The sequence below is a fragment of the Nitrospirota bacterium genome (assembly GCA_040754395.1).
GTDB lineage: Bacteria > Nitrospirota > Thermodesulfovibrionia > Thermodesulfovibrionales > SM23-35 > JBFMCL01.
This window is the reverse complement of record JBFMCL010000001.1, coordinates 38,197-52,661: the sequence shown is the minus strand read 5'-3', so window position 1 is coordinate 52,661 and position 14,465 is coordinate 38,197. Positions and strand designations below refer to the sequence as shown.

Sequence of the window (14,465 nt, the reverse complement as noted above, 5' to 3'; positions counted from 1 at the left end):
GCAAATCTCTGTGACAACCAACTGGATGCTAAAGGAACTCAGAATAAAGAATCTTGCTATCGTTGATGACCTGCAGATCAGGTTTGAAAAGGGATTCAATGTACTTACCGGCGAGACAGGTGCCGGGAAATCCATCATAGTTGATTCCCTCAATCTTGTTCTTGGAAGCAGAGCACAGTCGGACCTTGTGAGAACCGGAGAAAAAGAGGCGATGGTGCAGGCCTATTTTGAAGTAGAGAATACTCACAGATTGCCTGATATCGGGCTCGATGTGGCTGATGCCCTTATTCTCAGAAGGTCGGTCTCAGCGACAGGCAAAAGCAGATCATATATAAACGACGCCATGGTCAGCCTGCAGAGCCTCGCTCAGGTGGGAAGGTCGCTCGTGGAAATTCACGGGCAGCATGAACACCAGAGCCTTCTTTCCATTGAGAAACACAGGGATTTCCTTGATGCTTTTGGTAATCTGCGGGAGGATGGTGAAAATGTCCGGACTCTCTATAAAGATGTGGAAGGCCTGAAACAGGAGAGAGAAGCACTGAGACAGCAGATAAAAGAAAGGGCTTACAGGATTGATCTCCTGAGATTCCAGATTCACGAGATAGATACTGCGTCTCTGACACCGGGAGAAAAGGAAGATCTGACTGAACAGAAAGCGATCCTCTCGAATATCAGAAGGTTGAATGAACGTTCGGAAGAGGCATACGGGCTCATTTATGGGGCTGAAGGTTCATGTATCGAAAAGCTTTCGTCTATAATAAGTAAGGTAAGGGAAATGTCCTCCATCGACCACAGGGTATCTGATATCCTGCATATACTCGAATCTGCCCACCCTTTGGTTGAGGAAGCTGCGATATCCCTCAGACAGCTGAAGGAAAAGTATCACACGGGGCCGGAGAAGCTTGATGCAGTTCTCGAGAGGCTCGAAGCCCTGCAAAAACTGGAAAAAAAATACGGGGAAGGTATCGAAAATATCATACGATTCAGGAAAGAAGCGGCAAGAGAACTCAGGGAACTCGAGTCTGTTGACGAGCGGCTTGATGCCCTTGAAGATGACCTCGGGCGGAAAGAACAGATGCTCCTTTCTGCTGCCGGCCACCTTTCCGCACAGAGAAAGAAGGCTACTAAGGCAATGGAAAGGCATATTGCGCATGAATTGAAGGATCTTGCGTTCAGCAGGGCGGAATTTGTCATCGGCTTCGAGAAGACAGCGGTTGCCCCTCACGGGTATGACAGGGTGGAATTCCTTTTTTCTGCAAATCCGGGGGAACCCCCAAAGCCTCTGGCAAAGATTGCATCCGGCGGAGAACTGTCACGCGTCATGCTTGCGCTCAAAAGCACTCTTGCAGAGTTTGACAACATATCTGTCCTGATATTCGATGAGGTTGACGCAGGGATCGGGGGCAAGACCGCCGGCAGTGTCGGGAAGAAACTGCGGGGCATTGCACACAGGCACCAGGTTCTTTGTACGACCCATCTTCCCCAAATAGCTTCTATGGGAGATGTGCACCTGAAGATAGAAAAATCGCAGAGGAATGGAAGGGTTTATGTGGAGGCAAGAGCACTGCAGGGCGATGAGAGATTGAATGAGATCGCCCGGATGCTGAGTGGAAAAATCACGGATGTCTCACTGAAACACGCGCGGGAGCTCATCGAAACTCACGCATGAAAGGGATGATTATTATCGATAAGGATTCTTGCAAGGGATGCTGCTATTGTGTGGATGCATGTCCTTTGGGGGTAATCGGGATAGAAGAGAAATTCAATAAAAAAGGTTTTTTCCCAACAACTGCCCGGCATCCTGAAAAGTGTACGGGATGTACAATCTGTGCGCAAATGTGTCCTGAGGTTGCAATAGAAGTGTACCGGGAGGAGTAACCATGGCAAAGAAATATGCAATTGGAATAGATCTGGGTGGTACAAATCTGAGAGTCGGCCTTGTCTCGAATGATGGGGAAATGGTAAAAAGGGTGAAGGAGCCCACGTCAGAAAAAATACTCGATTCCATCTTTCAGGCTGCAGGTGGGCTCTTTTCTGACGATATTGCCGGAATCGGAATCGGAGTCGCCGGTCTCATAGACAGAGAAAACGGGAAGGTACTGATATCTCCGAACCTGCATGCGGTGGAGAAAATCGACCTCATCGGGGAAATCCGGGAAAAATTCGGGGTGCCGGTTTGTATTGAAAATGACGCGAATGCTGCGGCATTTGGCGAAAAATGGGTTGGTGCAGGCAGGGAATTCTCGAATTTTGTGCTTTTTACCCTCGGTACAGGGATTGGAGGAGGGATTATCTTCAATAACAGACTTCTGGATGTTTCTGCAGAAATAGGACATATGAGCATAAATGCAGGTGGAGAAAAATGTCCGTGCGGCAATTCGGGTTGTCTCGAGTCCTATGCCTCGGTCAGGGCTATCCTTTCCCAGGCTGTCTCTGTTCTTGAGAAAGGCAGGGAGAGCCTTCTAAGGGGGATATGCGGTGGCAATCTGTATAAGATTACCACCGAGAATATATACCAGGCTGCTCTTGACGGCGATAATCTGGCAAGGGAACTCCTGAAAAACGCAGGCCGCTATCTGGGCGTCGGGATTGCGAATATTATCAACATCATGAGCCCCGATGCGATCATACTGGCAGGGGGACTTACCGGAGCCTGGGACATATACGTCCAGGAAGCGATACGGGAGGCATCAAGGCAGGCCCTGAAGGAACTCTTTGACCGGGTGAGGATTGTTCCCTCTTCACTGATGGATGATGCAGGGATTACTGGGGCAGCAGGTCTGGTGTTTCAGATGCTACAGACAAAGGGCAGCAAGGCATAGAGGGAAACTTTAAGGAGGATTTTTGAGTGAAAAGCAAAAAACGGCTGTTGTGGGAATATACAGAGGCTATCATCACTGCACTGATACTTGCGCTCTTGATACGGGCATATGTTGTCCAGGCGTTCAAGATACCGTCGGGTTCAATGATCCCGACCCTTCTGATCGGAGATCATATCCTTGTCAACAAGTTCATATACGGTACAAAGATTCCGTTTACAGACACAAAAATCCTCTCGTTCAGTGAACCCGGAAAAGGAGATATCATAGTCTTCAGGTATCCGGAAAACCCTGAAAAGGATTTTATCAAGCGGGTAGTTGCTACCGAAGGCGATGTGATTGAAGAACGGAACAAGGTTGTGTATGTGAACGGAAAACCGTTAAATGAGCCATACGTCCGCCACTATGACAAGTTCGTACGGCCGGGAGGATTTGATGCAAGGGACAACTTCGACCCGGTAACCGTGCCGGAAGGCACATTGTTTGTCATGGGGGATAACCGTGACCAGAGTTATGACAGCAGATACTGGGGTTTTGTGCCCCTGAAGGAGATACGGGGCAAGGCGCTTATTATCTATTGGTCCTGGGACCCGGATAACTGGGTGAGATTCAACAGGATCGGGAGGTTAATACAATGAAGGTACTGAGCAATGAAAAAGGGTTTGTGAAATTTGTCTTTGTCATGCTTGTTCTTGCAGTGCTTGTATATTCAGGGTTTCAGTTCGGCATGCCCTATTACCGGTACTCTGCCTTCAAGTCAGATGTGAGGGATCTGGCAAGGATAAGTGTCGGAGATGCTGAAAGAACAAAAGCACAGATTGTTGAACGATCGCAGGAACTCAGGATCCCTGTCGGGGCACAGGATATTACTGTCATAAAAACAGAAAGAACTGTCCGCGTGAAGACATCGTGGTCCGAGACCGTTGACTTGTTCGGCTTATATCAGAAACAATTAGATTTTACCCTTAATATAGAGGAATGATATGTTTACCGGGCTGGTGCTTGAGACAGGTGAAGTCGTATCAGTCAAAAAACGGAGCGGTGGTGCGGTTCTGTCACTAAAAGCCGGGGATATATTTCAGTCGGCAAGGCTTGGGGACAGCATCTCTGTCAACGGGGTATGCCTGACAGTGGTGAATAAGGGAAGCAGGGAACTCTCTTTTGATCTTTCGGAGGAAACCCTGAGGAGTACAAACCTTGGAACCCTCAGAAACGGTGACCGGGTCAATCTTGAGCCATCCCTGAGTCCGGATTCAAGGATCGGTGGTCATTTTGTGACCGGACATGTGGATGCAGTGGGCAGGATCAGGTCAAAGAGGACCATGGGAAACATGCTGCATTTTGAGATTGAGGCTCCTGCCCAGGTTATCGATTTCCTGGTGGAAAAGGGATCGGTTGCTGTGGATGGTATTAGCCTTACGGTTGTTGATATACTGAAGGACAGCTTTACACTGGTGATAATCCCTCACACCGCAAAGATTACGACTCTCGGGTTCAAAGGTCCCAATGATACGGTCAATCTTGAGGCCGATATCCTCGGGAAATACGTTGCCCGTTTTTTGGAGAGAAAGAATAAAGACGCAGGACTTTTAAAGACATTAACAGAAGGAGGGTATTTGCACGGATAGGATCAGAGGCAGGAAGCAGCGGATTTTGCACTGCTTTCAGATAACCCGCAGGGTCCATCCATGAAATCAGCTATGGAGAAATACAAGTTCAATACAGTCGATGAAGCACTGGACGATATAGCCGAGGGGAAGATGGTAATCCTTGTTGACGACGAGGACAGGGAGAATGAGGGCGACCTCTGCATGGCTGCAGAAAAGGTAACGCCGGAAGCAATAAATTTCATGTCTAAGTTCGGCAGGGGGCTCATCTGCCTTTCTCTGACTCCCGAGCGCGTTGAAGAACTCAGCCTCCCGATGATGACAGATGAAAATACCTCGCCGTTCGGCACTGCATTTACAGTTTCGATCGAAGCAAAAAGAGGTGTGACTACAGGGATATCGGCTGCTGACAGGGCAAGGACGATACTGACAGCGATTGACCCGAAGTCGATGCCCGAAGATCTTGCACGACCCGGGCATGTCTTTCCTCTCAAATCAAAACCCGGGGGAGTGCTTCAGAGGGCTGGTCAGACAGAGGGGTCTGTTGATCTTGCGCGGCTGGCCAGGCTCTCTCCGGCCGGGGTGATCTGCGAAATCATGAGCGATGACGGAACAATGGCAAGGGTACCGGAACTCACAGAATTTGCCAAAAAGCATAACCTGAAGATAGTCACGATTAAGGACCTGATCAAGTACAGAATGCGGATTGAGCTGTTTGTCAGAAGACTCGCAGAAGTGAATCTGCCGACCCTGTACGGGGGGGATTTCACCGCGGTTGCCTATGCCAATGAAATAGACAGCAATGTGCATATCGCGCTTGTAAAGGGTGAGATAAAACCTGATGATGAGGTGCTGGTGAGGGTTCACTCACAATGCCTGACCGGCGATGTGTTTGCTTCGGAAAGGTGTGATTGCGGAGAGCAGCTCCATAAGGCAATGGAGATGATCAGGAAAGAGGGCAAGGGAGTGATTCTGTACATGAAACAGGAAGGCAGAGGCATCGGTATTATCAATAAGCTGAAAGCATACGAGCTGCAGGATAAGGGGCTTGATACTGTTGAAGCGAATATAAAGCTCGGGTTCAAGCCGGACCTCAGGGACTACGGAATAGGAGCGCAGATTCTTGTTGATATCGGCGTTAAGAAGATGAGGCTCATGACGAACAACCCGAAAAAGATTGTCGGGCTTGAAGGATACGGCCTTAAGGTGATATCAAGAGTACCGATTGAAACGAGCCCCACTGACAGGAATATTGTCTATCTGAAGACAAAGAAGAAGAAACTCGGGCATATGCTGAATAACGTATAAATAAAAGGCTTGAAGGGTCAGGAGGCCGGGAAGAGTGCATGCAGCCCGATGCTTCCTGAATCTCTGAGCTTTGTGTTGAGGGAGGTTCCGATGAAAACATTTGAAGGTGAGCTTCAGGCAAAAGGTTTGAAGTTCGGTATTGTGTTGAGCAGATTCAATGAATTTATAACTGCGAAACTTCTTGACGGGGCTATCGATGCGCTGTTAAGGCATGGGGCAAAACAGGACGATATCGAAACCGTGAAAGTCCCCGGTTCCTTCGAGATTCCGATGGTGGCAAGGAAGATGGCGCTCAAGGGTGCATATAATGCGATCATATGCCTTGGCACGGTCATACGAGGTGCGACTCCCCATTTCGAATATATTGCTGCAGAGGTGTCAAAGGGGATTGCTTCCGCATCGATGGAGACGGGCATTCCGATAGCGTTTGGCATTATCACCTGTGATACCATAGAACAGGCTGTTGAAAGAGCCGGGACGAAGAGCGGGAACAAAGGGTGGGATGCGGCAATGACTGCCATCGAGATGGCGCAGCTCCTGAAGAAACTGTGATGGCGGCGTGCTGCAGATATTACACTGAAGTCAGGGGGGGGACAGGACTGTCAGCCTCTGTATCCGGTGTAGTATCTGCCGATCAATCATGAAGCGTCGCAAGGCGAGGGAATACGCGCTGCAGCTGCTTTTTCAGATTGATTTTACCGAGAAGAAAATCGACTTGAGGGAAACAGAGGAATTCTGGTCGAGCAAGAAAGATCAGAAGGAAACAAGAGGGTTTACCGAGGATCTGGTAAGGGGGACTCTGGAGCATATCAGCGAAATCGACAGGATGATTGAAAAGGTTACAGAGCACTGGCTGCTGAAAAGGATGGCTTCGGTTGACAGGACGATACTGAGGTTTGCAGCTTTCGAAATACTTTTCAGAAAGGATATCCCTTCCGCCGTTACCATTAACGAGGCGCTGGAAATAGCAAAGAAATATTCATCCCTGGAGTCAGCCTCTTTTTTAAACGGTGTCCTCGACCGACTCGCAAAGGAAGCTGGTAAAGCCTGAGAATGGTACCGCGGAGATTATTAAGGTTCCCTGGCATATCGAAGCAGTGCGGGAGAAGGTGCAGAAAACAGGGTTTCTGCTTCTGCGTGTTGGCAGCCGCATGCAGGGAAATGATATAAGGAGGGCGGGGAAATAAGAAATCAGAAATCAGAGAAAGCGATGCATCCGTTGAAAAGCATATCATTTTTTCTTCTGGTAGTGCTGGCGGGAGTTTTTTGCCATCTGCCATATCCTGTATGTGCAGAAGGAAATTCCATTGATACCATGAGAGATGAAACCCTCTCGTATTTTAATCCTCTGACCGGAACGATCACTGCTGTGGAAGGCCGGAACGTCTCGGTTGACCTTGGGACAAAAGAATTGGTAAAGGCAGGAATGAGGTTTCATATTCTGAGAGAAACAGCTCCGTTCAGGCACCCGGTTACAAAAGAACCCCTCGGCAGGCTTGAATCTCTGGTCGGCATACTTGAGATCAGAGAGGTGCACGAGGGTTTTTCCTCCGGGGAAGTTATCAAGGGCGAGACACAGGAGGGTGATAAGATAAGGATTTCGGGGAACAGGATACCCCTTCTTTTCTGCCAGGCAAAGGGTATCGACTGGTATCTGGCCGATTCCTACTACCGGAAGCTCAAGGAAACAGGCCGGTTTACCATACTTGATACCGCTATTGAAACAGAAGATCCGGTGGTTGTTATTGAAGAGGCAAAAAGATTGCAGGCAGATGTTGCCCTCCTTTTAGCCGCTGAAGCGACGGAATCAGGCACTATTCTCGTGCAGAGATTATTCTGGGTTTCTGACGGTCTGAAATTTGCCGAGATAAAAACTTCTGTTGATACCGCCCATGTGAAAGAGTTACGGTTTGGTGAAGAATTTTTCACCACACACAGGGGACAGGCAACGTTAAGCATTGACTTGCCCTCCGATGCAAAACTGATGATCGTGTCAGACACTGACGGAGACGGGACAGAGGAGATTGTTTTCGGTTCGGAAAAGGTTGTGAAGATATATACATTGGGTGTTGACCTGCAGCCTGCGCATGGCGGTCTCAGAATTGAGGGGTCAAGTTTTGATGATTTTATCTGGCTTGATTCTGTTGATTTGAACAGAAACGGACGAGATGAAATCATCATTACCTCAATGAAGGGGGAGGAAATAGTCTCTTCTATTTATGAAATGAAGGGTGCAGAATTTGTCCTTCTTTACCAGGCAGAGGTATTTATGCGCAGGGTCGACAACAGGCTTCTGGCCCAGGCATATGCACGGGATGAAGGTTTTTCGGGAGATGTCTATGAGATTCTCTGGGACGGGGAATATAAAAAAGGCAGCCCGGAAAAGCTGCCGCGAGGGGTAAATATTTACGATTTTTGCTATGTTGATAATACAATGTCGGATACATTGCTGGTCGCATATGATGAAGACGGGTTTATCAGTGTCTACGATGGCAACAGGACAAAGATATGGAGAAGCAAAACGGGTACAGGAGGCTTTCTGACCTCATTCAAGAGAAAATCTCCCTCCGGTCTCGTGGACAAGGGTGAATGGGCAGTGAAGGACAGACTGCTCTCGAGAAACAGGGAAGTCCTTTCTGTCAAACGGATACCGTTGTTCAGTATGGTGCAGGGGCTTGGATACAAAAAGTCCCAGATCGTCAGTTTCTGGTGGAACGGCTTGAGCATGGAAGAAAAAGTCCTCATAGATAATATTGGCGGAACGGTTTTCGACTATCTGGTTTCAGGAGATAAAATCATTGTCCTTGCAAGTCCGCTGTTGGGGATCAAACCCGGCAATATTCTGAAGGGAGAAAACCCCATAAAGACAGAACTTCATATATATTCACTGAAAGGAATGTAGGGCAAGATGTTTTTAAGCGGGCGCATACCCCGGCATGTCGGGATCATCATGGACGGAAACGGAAGATGGGCTGAATCCCGCGGACTGCCGCGCATAGAGGGCCATCGGCGTGGAGTTGAAAGGTCAAAGGAAGTTATAGAATTTGCCAATGAACTCGGGCTTAGGGCATTGACTCTGTATGCCTTTTCGACTGAGAACTGGAAAAGGCCTTCCTCGGAAGTCAAGACATTGATGAAACTGCTTGAAGTCTATCTGCAGAAGGAACTCGACGGATTGATAAAAAACAACATAGTATTCAGGACGATAGGTGAAACTGAAAGGCTTCCGGAAAACATCCAGCGCATCATACATGACGCAGAACAAAAAACGTCATCGAATAAGGGGATGACACTTATTACCGCCCTGAGTTACAGCGGAAGGAGCGAGATTCTCCGGGCAGCGAGGAAACTGCTTGCTGCAGGGATGAATCCTGAAGAGCTGACAGAGGAGGTGTTCAGTGCATACCTTGATACCGCGGGCATCCCGGCACCGGATCTTATTATCAGAACAAGCGGTGAAATGCGTATCAGCAATTTCCTGCTCTGGCAGGCTGCATACTCGGAGTTCTATTTCACCGATACACTCTGGCCTGATTTCTCAAAGGATGAGTTTTTACTCGCTATACAGGCTTATCAGCGCAGGGAGCGGAGGTTTGGTTCCATTCCAGTGAGGGCAGATGCACCTTAAAAGGCTTATTGTTGCTGCTATTTTTCTCCCTGCAATGTATCTCTATATCATGTACCTCCCACCGGGGTTTTTTCTGCTGCTGCTCATGACAGTATCTCTGATAGCCCTTTCTGAATTTTATTCGATGTACCGCTTGTCCGGCATATTACGGCACACCTGTCTTTTTTTCGGATTCGCTATCATTGCAGTTTCGTATTTTCTCCAGGAACTTCTCACGGATGCAATATTGTTCTCGATAATGGCGGTAATGATAATCCGGCTTCTTTTCAAAAAAGATCCTGTTTCATCACTTTCTGATATTTCGGTGCCGGTTATCGGGCTTCTCTATATTTCTGCACTGCTGTCGTTTCAGGTTATGATAAGAAAAACGGGTCCTGAATGGATTATTTTCCTGTATGCAACGGTATGGGCTTCCGACTCAATGGCATACTATCTTGGAAAAGGGTTCGGAAAAAGAAAGCTTTACCGGGAAGTCAGCCCGAATAAAACAGTCGCAGGGGCAGTCGGGTCTGTCGCAGGAGGAGCTGCAGGAGCCCTTCTGCTGGAAGCCCTCCTGCTGGACATCGATATGACCCTCGCAGTATCAATTGGCATAATGATCGGCGGTCTCTCGATTGTCGGAGATCTCATCGAATCAATGTTTAAGCGGGATGCAGGGGTGAAGGACTCAGGCTCACTGATCCCGGGTCACGGAGGCATTCTCGACAAGATTGACGGTGCCCTGTTTGTCGGACCTGCGCTTTACTGGGCACTGAAGATCACCGCGGTGATCAGGTAATCTATGAAACGATTGACAATTCTTGGCTCGACAGGTTCGATAGGCAGAAACGCCCTTGATATCGTTGCAAGAAACAGGGACAAGTTCAGGATAGCTGTTTTAACGGCAGGGAAGAATATCACTCTGCTTGAGAGGCAGATAAGATCTTTTTCCCCTGATATTGTGGCGGTCGCTGATGCCGGAGCTGCACGTGCACTTGAAAAGAGGGCAGCGGGAAAGAGATCCCTATCGCCCAGAATCCTGTCGGGACAGGACGGTATTGCTAAGGCTGCTTCCTACAGACATTCGGACTTTGTGCTTTCTGCAATTGTGGGGTCTGCAGGGCTGATGCCGACACTGGCCGCCATACGTTCCGGCAGGACTGTCGGACTTGCAAACAAAGAAGCACTGGTGATGGCAGGCAGAATCATGATGCAGGAGGCCAGAAGGTGCGGCTCAAGGATTCTTCCTGTTGACAGTGAACACAGTGCAATCTTTCAGTGCATTGAGGGACACAGGAAGGCTGACGTCAGAAGAATTATTCTGACTGCTTCCGGGGGGCCTTTTGTCGGGAAAAGTGCTCAGACGATGAAAAACATCACCCCTGAGCAGGCATTGAATCATCCGAGGTGGAAAATGGGCAGAAAAATCACGATAGATTCTGCGACACTCATGAATAAAGGATTTGAGGTGATCGAAGCGCATTACCTGTTCGGTCTGCCTCCGGAAATGATCGATGTGCTTGTGCATCCCGAGAGCATTGTGCATTCCATCGTGGAATTCAGCGACAGGGCCTGTATCGCACAGATGTCAGTGCCTGACATGAAAGGGCCTATTGCATATGCCATGATGTATCCGCAGAGACTCAGTGATGTTATGCGAGGTCTTTCTCTGGATAATCTTGCTTCCCTCACGTTCAGGAAGCCTGAGAACAAAAGCTTTCCCTGCCTCTCCTATGCATTCAAAGCGCTGAAACACGGAGGAACCATGCCGTGTGTAATGAATGCGGCAAATGAGATCGCAGTGCATTCCTTCCTCAGGGGTTCACTCAGATTTACTGCAATACCTGTTGTGATAAGGAAGACGATGGATTGTCATGATGTCATGCCCGATACAGAACTTGATACTATACTGGATGCGGACAGATGGGCACGAAAAAAGGCTGAGGAGGTTATTGAAAGATGTCATTCCTATCGGCAGTAGTTCTTCTGGGCATAATCATCTTTGTCCACGAACTCGGGCATTTTCTTTTTGCGAAACTCATGAAGGTAAGGGTTCTGAAATTTTCGCTCGGTTTCGGTCCAAAGCTGATAGGATGGAAACGCGGAGATACCGAATATCTTCTTTCAGCCATCCCTCTCGGCGGGTACGTCAAGATGCTGGGCGAGACACCGGGAGATGAACTGACTGACGAAGAGAAGCCGCTTGCATATAATTATCAGCCGACATGGAAGAGGTTTATCATCGTGTTTTCCGGTCCTCTGTTCAACCTGCTGTTTGCGGTCGTCATCTTTTTCTTCAGTTTTCTGAACGGTCTTCCGGTTCTCCTGCCCGAGATAGGAGAAGTGATGTCAGGAACCCCTGCGGAAAAGGCAGGATTGATGAAAGGAGACAGGATTACCGCAGTCGATGGTGTTGCCATAGGCCAGTGGAACCAAATGACAGAAGTGATCCACAAGAACCCGGGGAAAATGCTGAATCTTACCCTCACACGTGACAGCACCACCGTGCAGGTGTCGATTATTCCGGAAAAGAAAAAGGTGCAGGATATCTTTGGAGAAGGGAAAGAAGTCGGGCTTATCGGGATTAAGCCGTCAGGGAGCACATTCATAAAGAGGGAGAACATCCTCAGCGCATTGCATGGCAGTATTACGAGGACATGGGATATTTCCGTACTGACTATTGTATCGGTTGTCAAGCTTATTCAGCGGGTCATCCCGATGGATACCATCGGCGGACCCATTCTCATTGTGCAGCTGGCAGGGGAGCAGGCCTCACAGGGGGTTCTCAATTTTTTCATATTTATGGCGATAATTAATATCAATCTTGGTATTCTGAACCTGCTGCCGATTCCGGTTCTCGATGGAGGACATCTTCTTTTCCTCGGTATTGAAGCCTTGAGAGGAAAACCTCTCAGCGAAAAAATAATATCCATCAGCCAGAAACTCGGTCTCGCTGTCCTGTTGACGCTCATGGCGTTTGTCATTTATAACGACCTCATACGGCTGATAACAGGGAAACAGTTTCCCTAACCCAGAGTATTCATGAAGCGTGGAATAGCAGATGAGATGCAGTATCATCGCTCATTCTCGGTCTGCGTTGCAGACCTCCGAGGCACAGAGTGTTCTTCACTTTAAGGCATCGAATACTCTGTAATCCTCGCTGATACCGCATCTCATCTGTATTGAGGAAGAAATTTGCGAATAATACAGCAGGCTAACGGAACTGCGGCCGGCGAAGTCGTGGAACACATTGCAGTGACATGAACAAAATTCTGTCGAAAGATGAACTGAAAAAGACCGCTGACCTGCTCAAGGCAGAGGGGAAGAAGATTGTCTTCACCAACGGGTGTTTTGATATTATCCATTTAGGTCATGTGCAGTATCTCCGGGAGGCCAGGGCATTGGGAGATGTCCTTGTGGTGGGTCTGAACTCCGACAGGTCAGTTTCTTCGCTGAAACCTGCACGTCCGATCAACCCTGAGGCCCATAGGGCAGAGGTGCTTGCATCTCTTGAAATGGTGGATTACGTGACGGTGTTTGACGAAGATACCCCCTATGAATTAATCAAATTTCTCCTTCCCGATGTTCTTGTGAAGGGAGGAGACTGGAAAAAAGAGGATATTGTCGGGTCCGATCTTGTCGGGGAAACACAAAGCCTTCCCTATGTCGAAGGGATTTCCACAACTGCCATTATCGAGAGGATCAAGAGGTTATAGACAGAGAGATACTTCTGTCCTGCGCCGGTATCCTCCTTCTGTCTTTCCTGCAGGATGTGCAGGTTTCAGCGTTCTTCCCTTAGCGATATGGTTTTCCCGTGCGCCTCGAGTCCCTCGGCATCAGCGATTGCTTTTACACTCCCCGCAAGCTTTCTGAACCCTTTTCTTGAAAAACTCAACAGGCTTGAACGCTTGATGAAATCGTAGACGCCAAGCGGCGATGAAAACCTGGCGGTGCCGCCTGTCGGAAGGGTGTGATTCGGTCCCGCAGAATAGTCACCTAGGGCTTCGGGTGTCCACTCTCCAAGAAAAATTGCGCCTGCGTTTCTTATCATGGGCAGCACGCGACCGGGCGACTTCGTCATGATCTCAAGATGCTCAGGGGCGATGGAGTTTGAGATTTCTGCTGCAGACCTGATGTCTTTTGAGATGATGATGGCGCCATAGGCAAGAAGAGAGCTTTGCGCAATCTCTTTTCTCTTCAGCATCGTGAGCTGCATGCCGATCTCTTTCATCACCGCAGACGCAAGTCCCGCAGAATCCGTAATCAGGATAGATGAGGCCAGTTCATCATGCTCTGCCTGTCCCAGAAGGTCTGCTGCAACAAAAACCGGGTTTGCGGAACTGTCAGCGATGATCAGAATTTCGCTCGGCCCTGCGATCATGTCGATATCAACCTCTCCGAAGACCATCTTCTTTGCGGTTGCCACATAGATGTTACCCGGCCCTGTGATCTTGTCAACCTTTTTTATTGTCCTTGTGCCGTATGCCAAAGCACCGATTGCTTGGGCTCCGCCGATCCTGTAGACTTCCTTGACCCCGAGCAGCTGAATTGCTGCCATTACATAAGGGTTCGCGTCTCCTCCCGGCGTCGGAACGCAAAGTGCTATTTCTTTCACTCCTGCAACCTGTGCTGGAATGACATTCATTAAGACCGTTGAAGGATATGAAGCCTTCCCTCCCGGGATATATACCCCTACGCGATCAAGCGGTCTGATTACCTGGCCGAGTACAGTGCCTTCATCGGAGAAATACCAGGAATATTCTTTCTGTCTCTCATGAAACGCCCTTATCCGCTTCGCAGAGAGCTGAAGTGCCCGGACAGTTTTTTTCTCTGCTTTTCCGGCAATTCGTGAAATCTCTCCCTGTGTAATCTTCAGGCGGCTGTTCTTGATTTTATCGAACTTTTTTGTGTAGCTCAGTACCGCGCTGTCCCCGTTTTTTCTGACATCGTCGAGAATCGCCTTTACCTTCTGTTCAATGTCCCGGCTGCTGCCGGATGCGCGTTCCCCGAGACGCTTCAGAAAAGCCAGCAGTTCTCTGCGTTTCTTGATGACTTTCATTGATGATAATTCTAACGTTTGGGAAGCGATTATTCAAGGCTTCTTTCATCCGGAAGGTTTGACAT

16 protein-coding genes are annotated in these 14,465 nt (G+C 48.7%); 15 read left to right on the top strand and 1 reads right to left on the bottom strand.

Annotated features, from left to right (window positions below; translation table 11 throughout):
* Positions 1-25 precede the first annotated feature (25 nt).
* From recN to rfaE2, 15 genes are all read left to right on the top strand, one after another.
* Complete coding sequence (recN, locus tag AB1552_00250) at positions 26-1,669, top strand: DNA repair protein RecN (GenBank protein MEW6052208.1); 1,644 nt, start codon at positions 26-28, stop codon at positions 1,667-1,669.
* Positions 1,666-1,878, top strand: a complete 213-nt coding sequence (locus tag AB1552_00245) for a ferredoxin family protein (protein MEW6052207.1) — start codon at positions 1,666-1,668, stop codon at positions 1,876-1,878. Before recN ends, AB1552_00245 begins: the two co-directional genes overlap by 4 nt.
* A gap of 2 nt (positions 1,879-1,880) precedes the next feature.
* Positions 1,881-2,822: an ROK family protein gene (locus AB1552_00240; GenBank protein MEW6052206.1), complete on the top strand. Its 942-nt coding sequence runs from the start codon at positions 1,881-1,883 to the stop codon at positions 2,820-2,822.
* A 26-nt stretch (positions 2,823-2,848) separates the two neighbouring features.
* On the top strand, positions 2,849-3,457 hold the full coding sequence (gene lepB / locus AB1552_00235; protein MEW6052205.1) for a signal peptidase I: 609 nt from the start codon (positions 2,849-2,851) through the stop codon (positions 3,455-3,457).
* Positions 3,454-3,801, top strand: coding sequence for a hypothetical protein (locus tag AB1552_00230; GenBank protein MEW6052204.1), 348 nt, complete (start codon positions 3,454-3,456; stop codon positions 3,799-3,801). Before lepB ends, AB1552_00230 begins: the two co-directional genes overlap by 4 nt.
* A gap of 1 nt (position 3,802) precedes the next feature.
* Positions 3,803-4,447, top strand: a complete 645-nt coding sequence (locus tag AB1552_00225; protein ID MEW6052203.1) for a riboflavin synthase — start codon at positions 3,803-3,805, stop codon at positions 4,445-4,447.
* A gap of 60 nt (positions 4,448-4,507) precedes the next feature.
* Positions 4,508-5,734 carry a bifunctional 3,4-dihydroxy-2-butanone-4-phosphate synthase/GTP cyclohydrolase II gene (locus AB1552_00220; GenBank protein ID MEW6052202.1) on the top strand — a complete coding sequence of 409 codons (1,227 nt, stop codon included), beginning with the start codon at positions 4,508-4,510 and terminating at the stop codon, positions 5,732-5,734.
* Positions 5,735-5,824: 90 nt separating this feature from the next.
* A complete protein-coding gene (ribE, locus tag AB1552_00215) occupies positions 5,825-6,286 on the top strand; it encodes a 6,7-dimethyl-8-ribityllumazine synthase (GenBank protein MEW6052201.1) in 462 nt (153 codons plus the stop codon).
* Positions 6,287-6,374: 88 nt separating this feature from the next.
* Complete coding sequence (nusB, locus tag AB1552_00210) at positions 6,375-6,785, top strand: transcription antitermination factor NusB (GenBank protein ID MEW6052200.1); 411 nt, start codon at positions 6,375-6,377, stop codon at positions 6,783-6,785.
* Positions 6,786-6,944: 159 nt separating this feature from the next.
* A complete protein-coding gene (locus AB1552_00205; protein ID MEW6052199.1) occupies positions 6,945-8,636 on the top strand; it encodes a hypothetical protein in 1,692 nt (563 codons plus the stop codon).
* Between the two features lie 6 nt (positions 8,637-8,642).
* Positions 8,643-9,362, top strand: a complete 720-nt coding sequence (locus AB1552_00200; protein ID MEW6052198.1) for an isoprenyl transferase — start codon at positions 8,643-8,645, stop codon at positions 9,360-9,362.
* Entirely contained in the window at positions 9,352-10,140 is a 789-nt protein-coding gene (locus AB1552_00195) for a phosphatidate cytidylyltransferase (GenBank protein ID MEW6052197.1), read from the top strand. The genes AB1552_00200 and AB1552_00195 overlap by 11 nt, the downstream gene beginning before the upstream one ends.
* Positions 10,141-10,143: 3 nt before the next feature.
* Entirely contained in the window at positions 10,144-11,322 is a 1,179-nt protein-coding gene (locus AB1552_00190) for a 1-deoxy-D-xylulose-5-phosphate reductoisomerase (GenBank protein MEW6052196.1), read from the top strand.
* On the top strand, positions 11,301-12,371 hold the full coding sequence (gene rseP, locus AB1552_00185; protein MEW6052195.1) for an RIP metalloprotease RseP: 1,071 nt from the start codon (positions 11,301-11,303) through the stop codon (positions 12,369-12,371). Before AB1552_00190 ends, rseP begins: the two co-directional genes overlap by 22 nt.
* A gap of 230 nt (positions 12,372-12,601) precedes the next feature.
* Positions 12,602-13,057, top strand: coding sequence for a D-glycero-beta-D-manno-heptose 1-phosphate adenylyltransferase (gene rfaE2, locus AB1552_00180; GenBank protein MEW6052194.1), 456 nt, complete (start codon positions 12,602-12,604; stop codon positions 13,055-13,057).
* Between the two features lie 65 nt (positions 13,058-13,122).
* On the opposite strand, the gene hisD is transcribed toward rfaE2, so the two are convergent.
* Positions 13,123-14,400, bottom strand: coding sequence for a histidinol dehydrogenase (hisD, locus tag AB1552_00175; GenBank protein ID MEW6052193.1), 1,278 nt, complete (start codon positions 14,398-14,400; stop codon positions 13,123-13,125).
* Positions 14,401-14,465 lie beyond the last annotated feature (65 nt).

Coding starts and splice junctions, on each gene's coding strand:
- recN (MEW6052208.1), top strand. CDS start 26: ATGCTAAAGGAACTCAGAATAAAGAATCTTGCTATCGTTGATGACCTG.
- AB1552_00230 (MEW6052204.1), top strand. CDS start 3,454: ATGAAGGTACTGAGCAATGAAAAAGGGTTTGTGAAATTTGTCTTTGTC.
- rseP (MEW6052195.1), top strand. CDS start 11,301: ATGTCATTCCTATCGGCAGTAGTTCTTCTGGGCATAATCATCTTTGTC.
- AB1552_00190 (MEW6052196.1), top strand. CDS start 10,144: ATGAAACGATTGACAATTCTTGGCTCGACAGGTTCGATAGGCAGAAAC.
- AB1552_00225 (MEW6052203.1), top strand. CDS start 3,803: ATGTTTACCGGGCTGGTGCTTGAGACAGGTGAAGTCGTATCAGTCAAA.
- AB1552_00195 (MEW6052197.1), top strand. CDS start 9,352: ATGCACCTTAAAAGGCTTATTGTTGCTGCTATTTTTCTCCCTGCAATG.
- hisD (MEW6052193.1), bottom strand. CDS start 14,400: ATGAAAGTCATCAAGAAACGCAGAGAACTGCTGGCTTTTCTGAAGCGT.
- AB1552_00245 (MEW6052207.1), top strand. CDS start 1,666: ATGAAAGGGATGATTATTATCGATAAGGATTCTTGCAAGGGATGCTGC.
- rfaE2 (MEW6052194.1), top strand. CDS start 12,602: ATGAACAAAATTCTGTCGAAAGATGAACTGAAAAAGACCGCTGACCTG.
- nusB (MEW6052200.1), top strand. CDS start 6,375: ATGAAGCGTCGCAAGGCGAGGGAATACGCGCTGCAGCTGCTTTTTCAG.
- AB1552_00240 (MEW6052206.1), top strand. CDS start 1,881: ATGGCAAAGAAATATGCAATTGGAATAGATCTGGGTGGTACAAATCTG.
- AB1552_00220 (MEW6052202.1), top strand. CDS start 4,508: ATGAAATCAGCTATGGAGAAATACAAGTTCAATACAGTCGATGAAGCA.
- AB1552_00205 (MEW6052199.1), top strand. CDS start 6,945: ATGCATCCGTTGAAAAGCATATCATTTTTTCTTCTGGTAGTGCTGGCG.
- ribE (MEW6052201.1), top strand. CDS start 5,825: ATGAAAACATTTGAAGGTGAGCTTCAGGCAAAAGGTTTGAAGTTCGGT.
- AB1552_00200 (MEW6052198.1), top strand. CDS start 8,643: ATGTTTTTAAGCGGGCGCATACCCCGGCATGTCGGGATCATCATGGAC.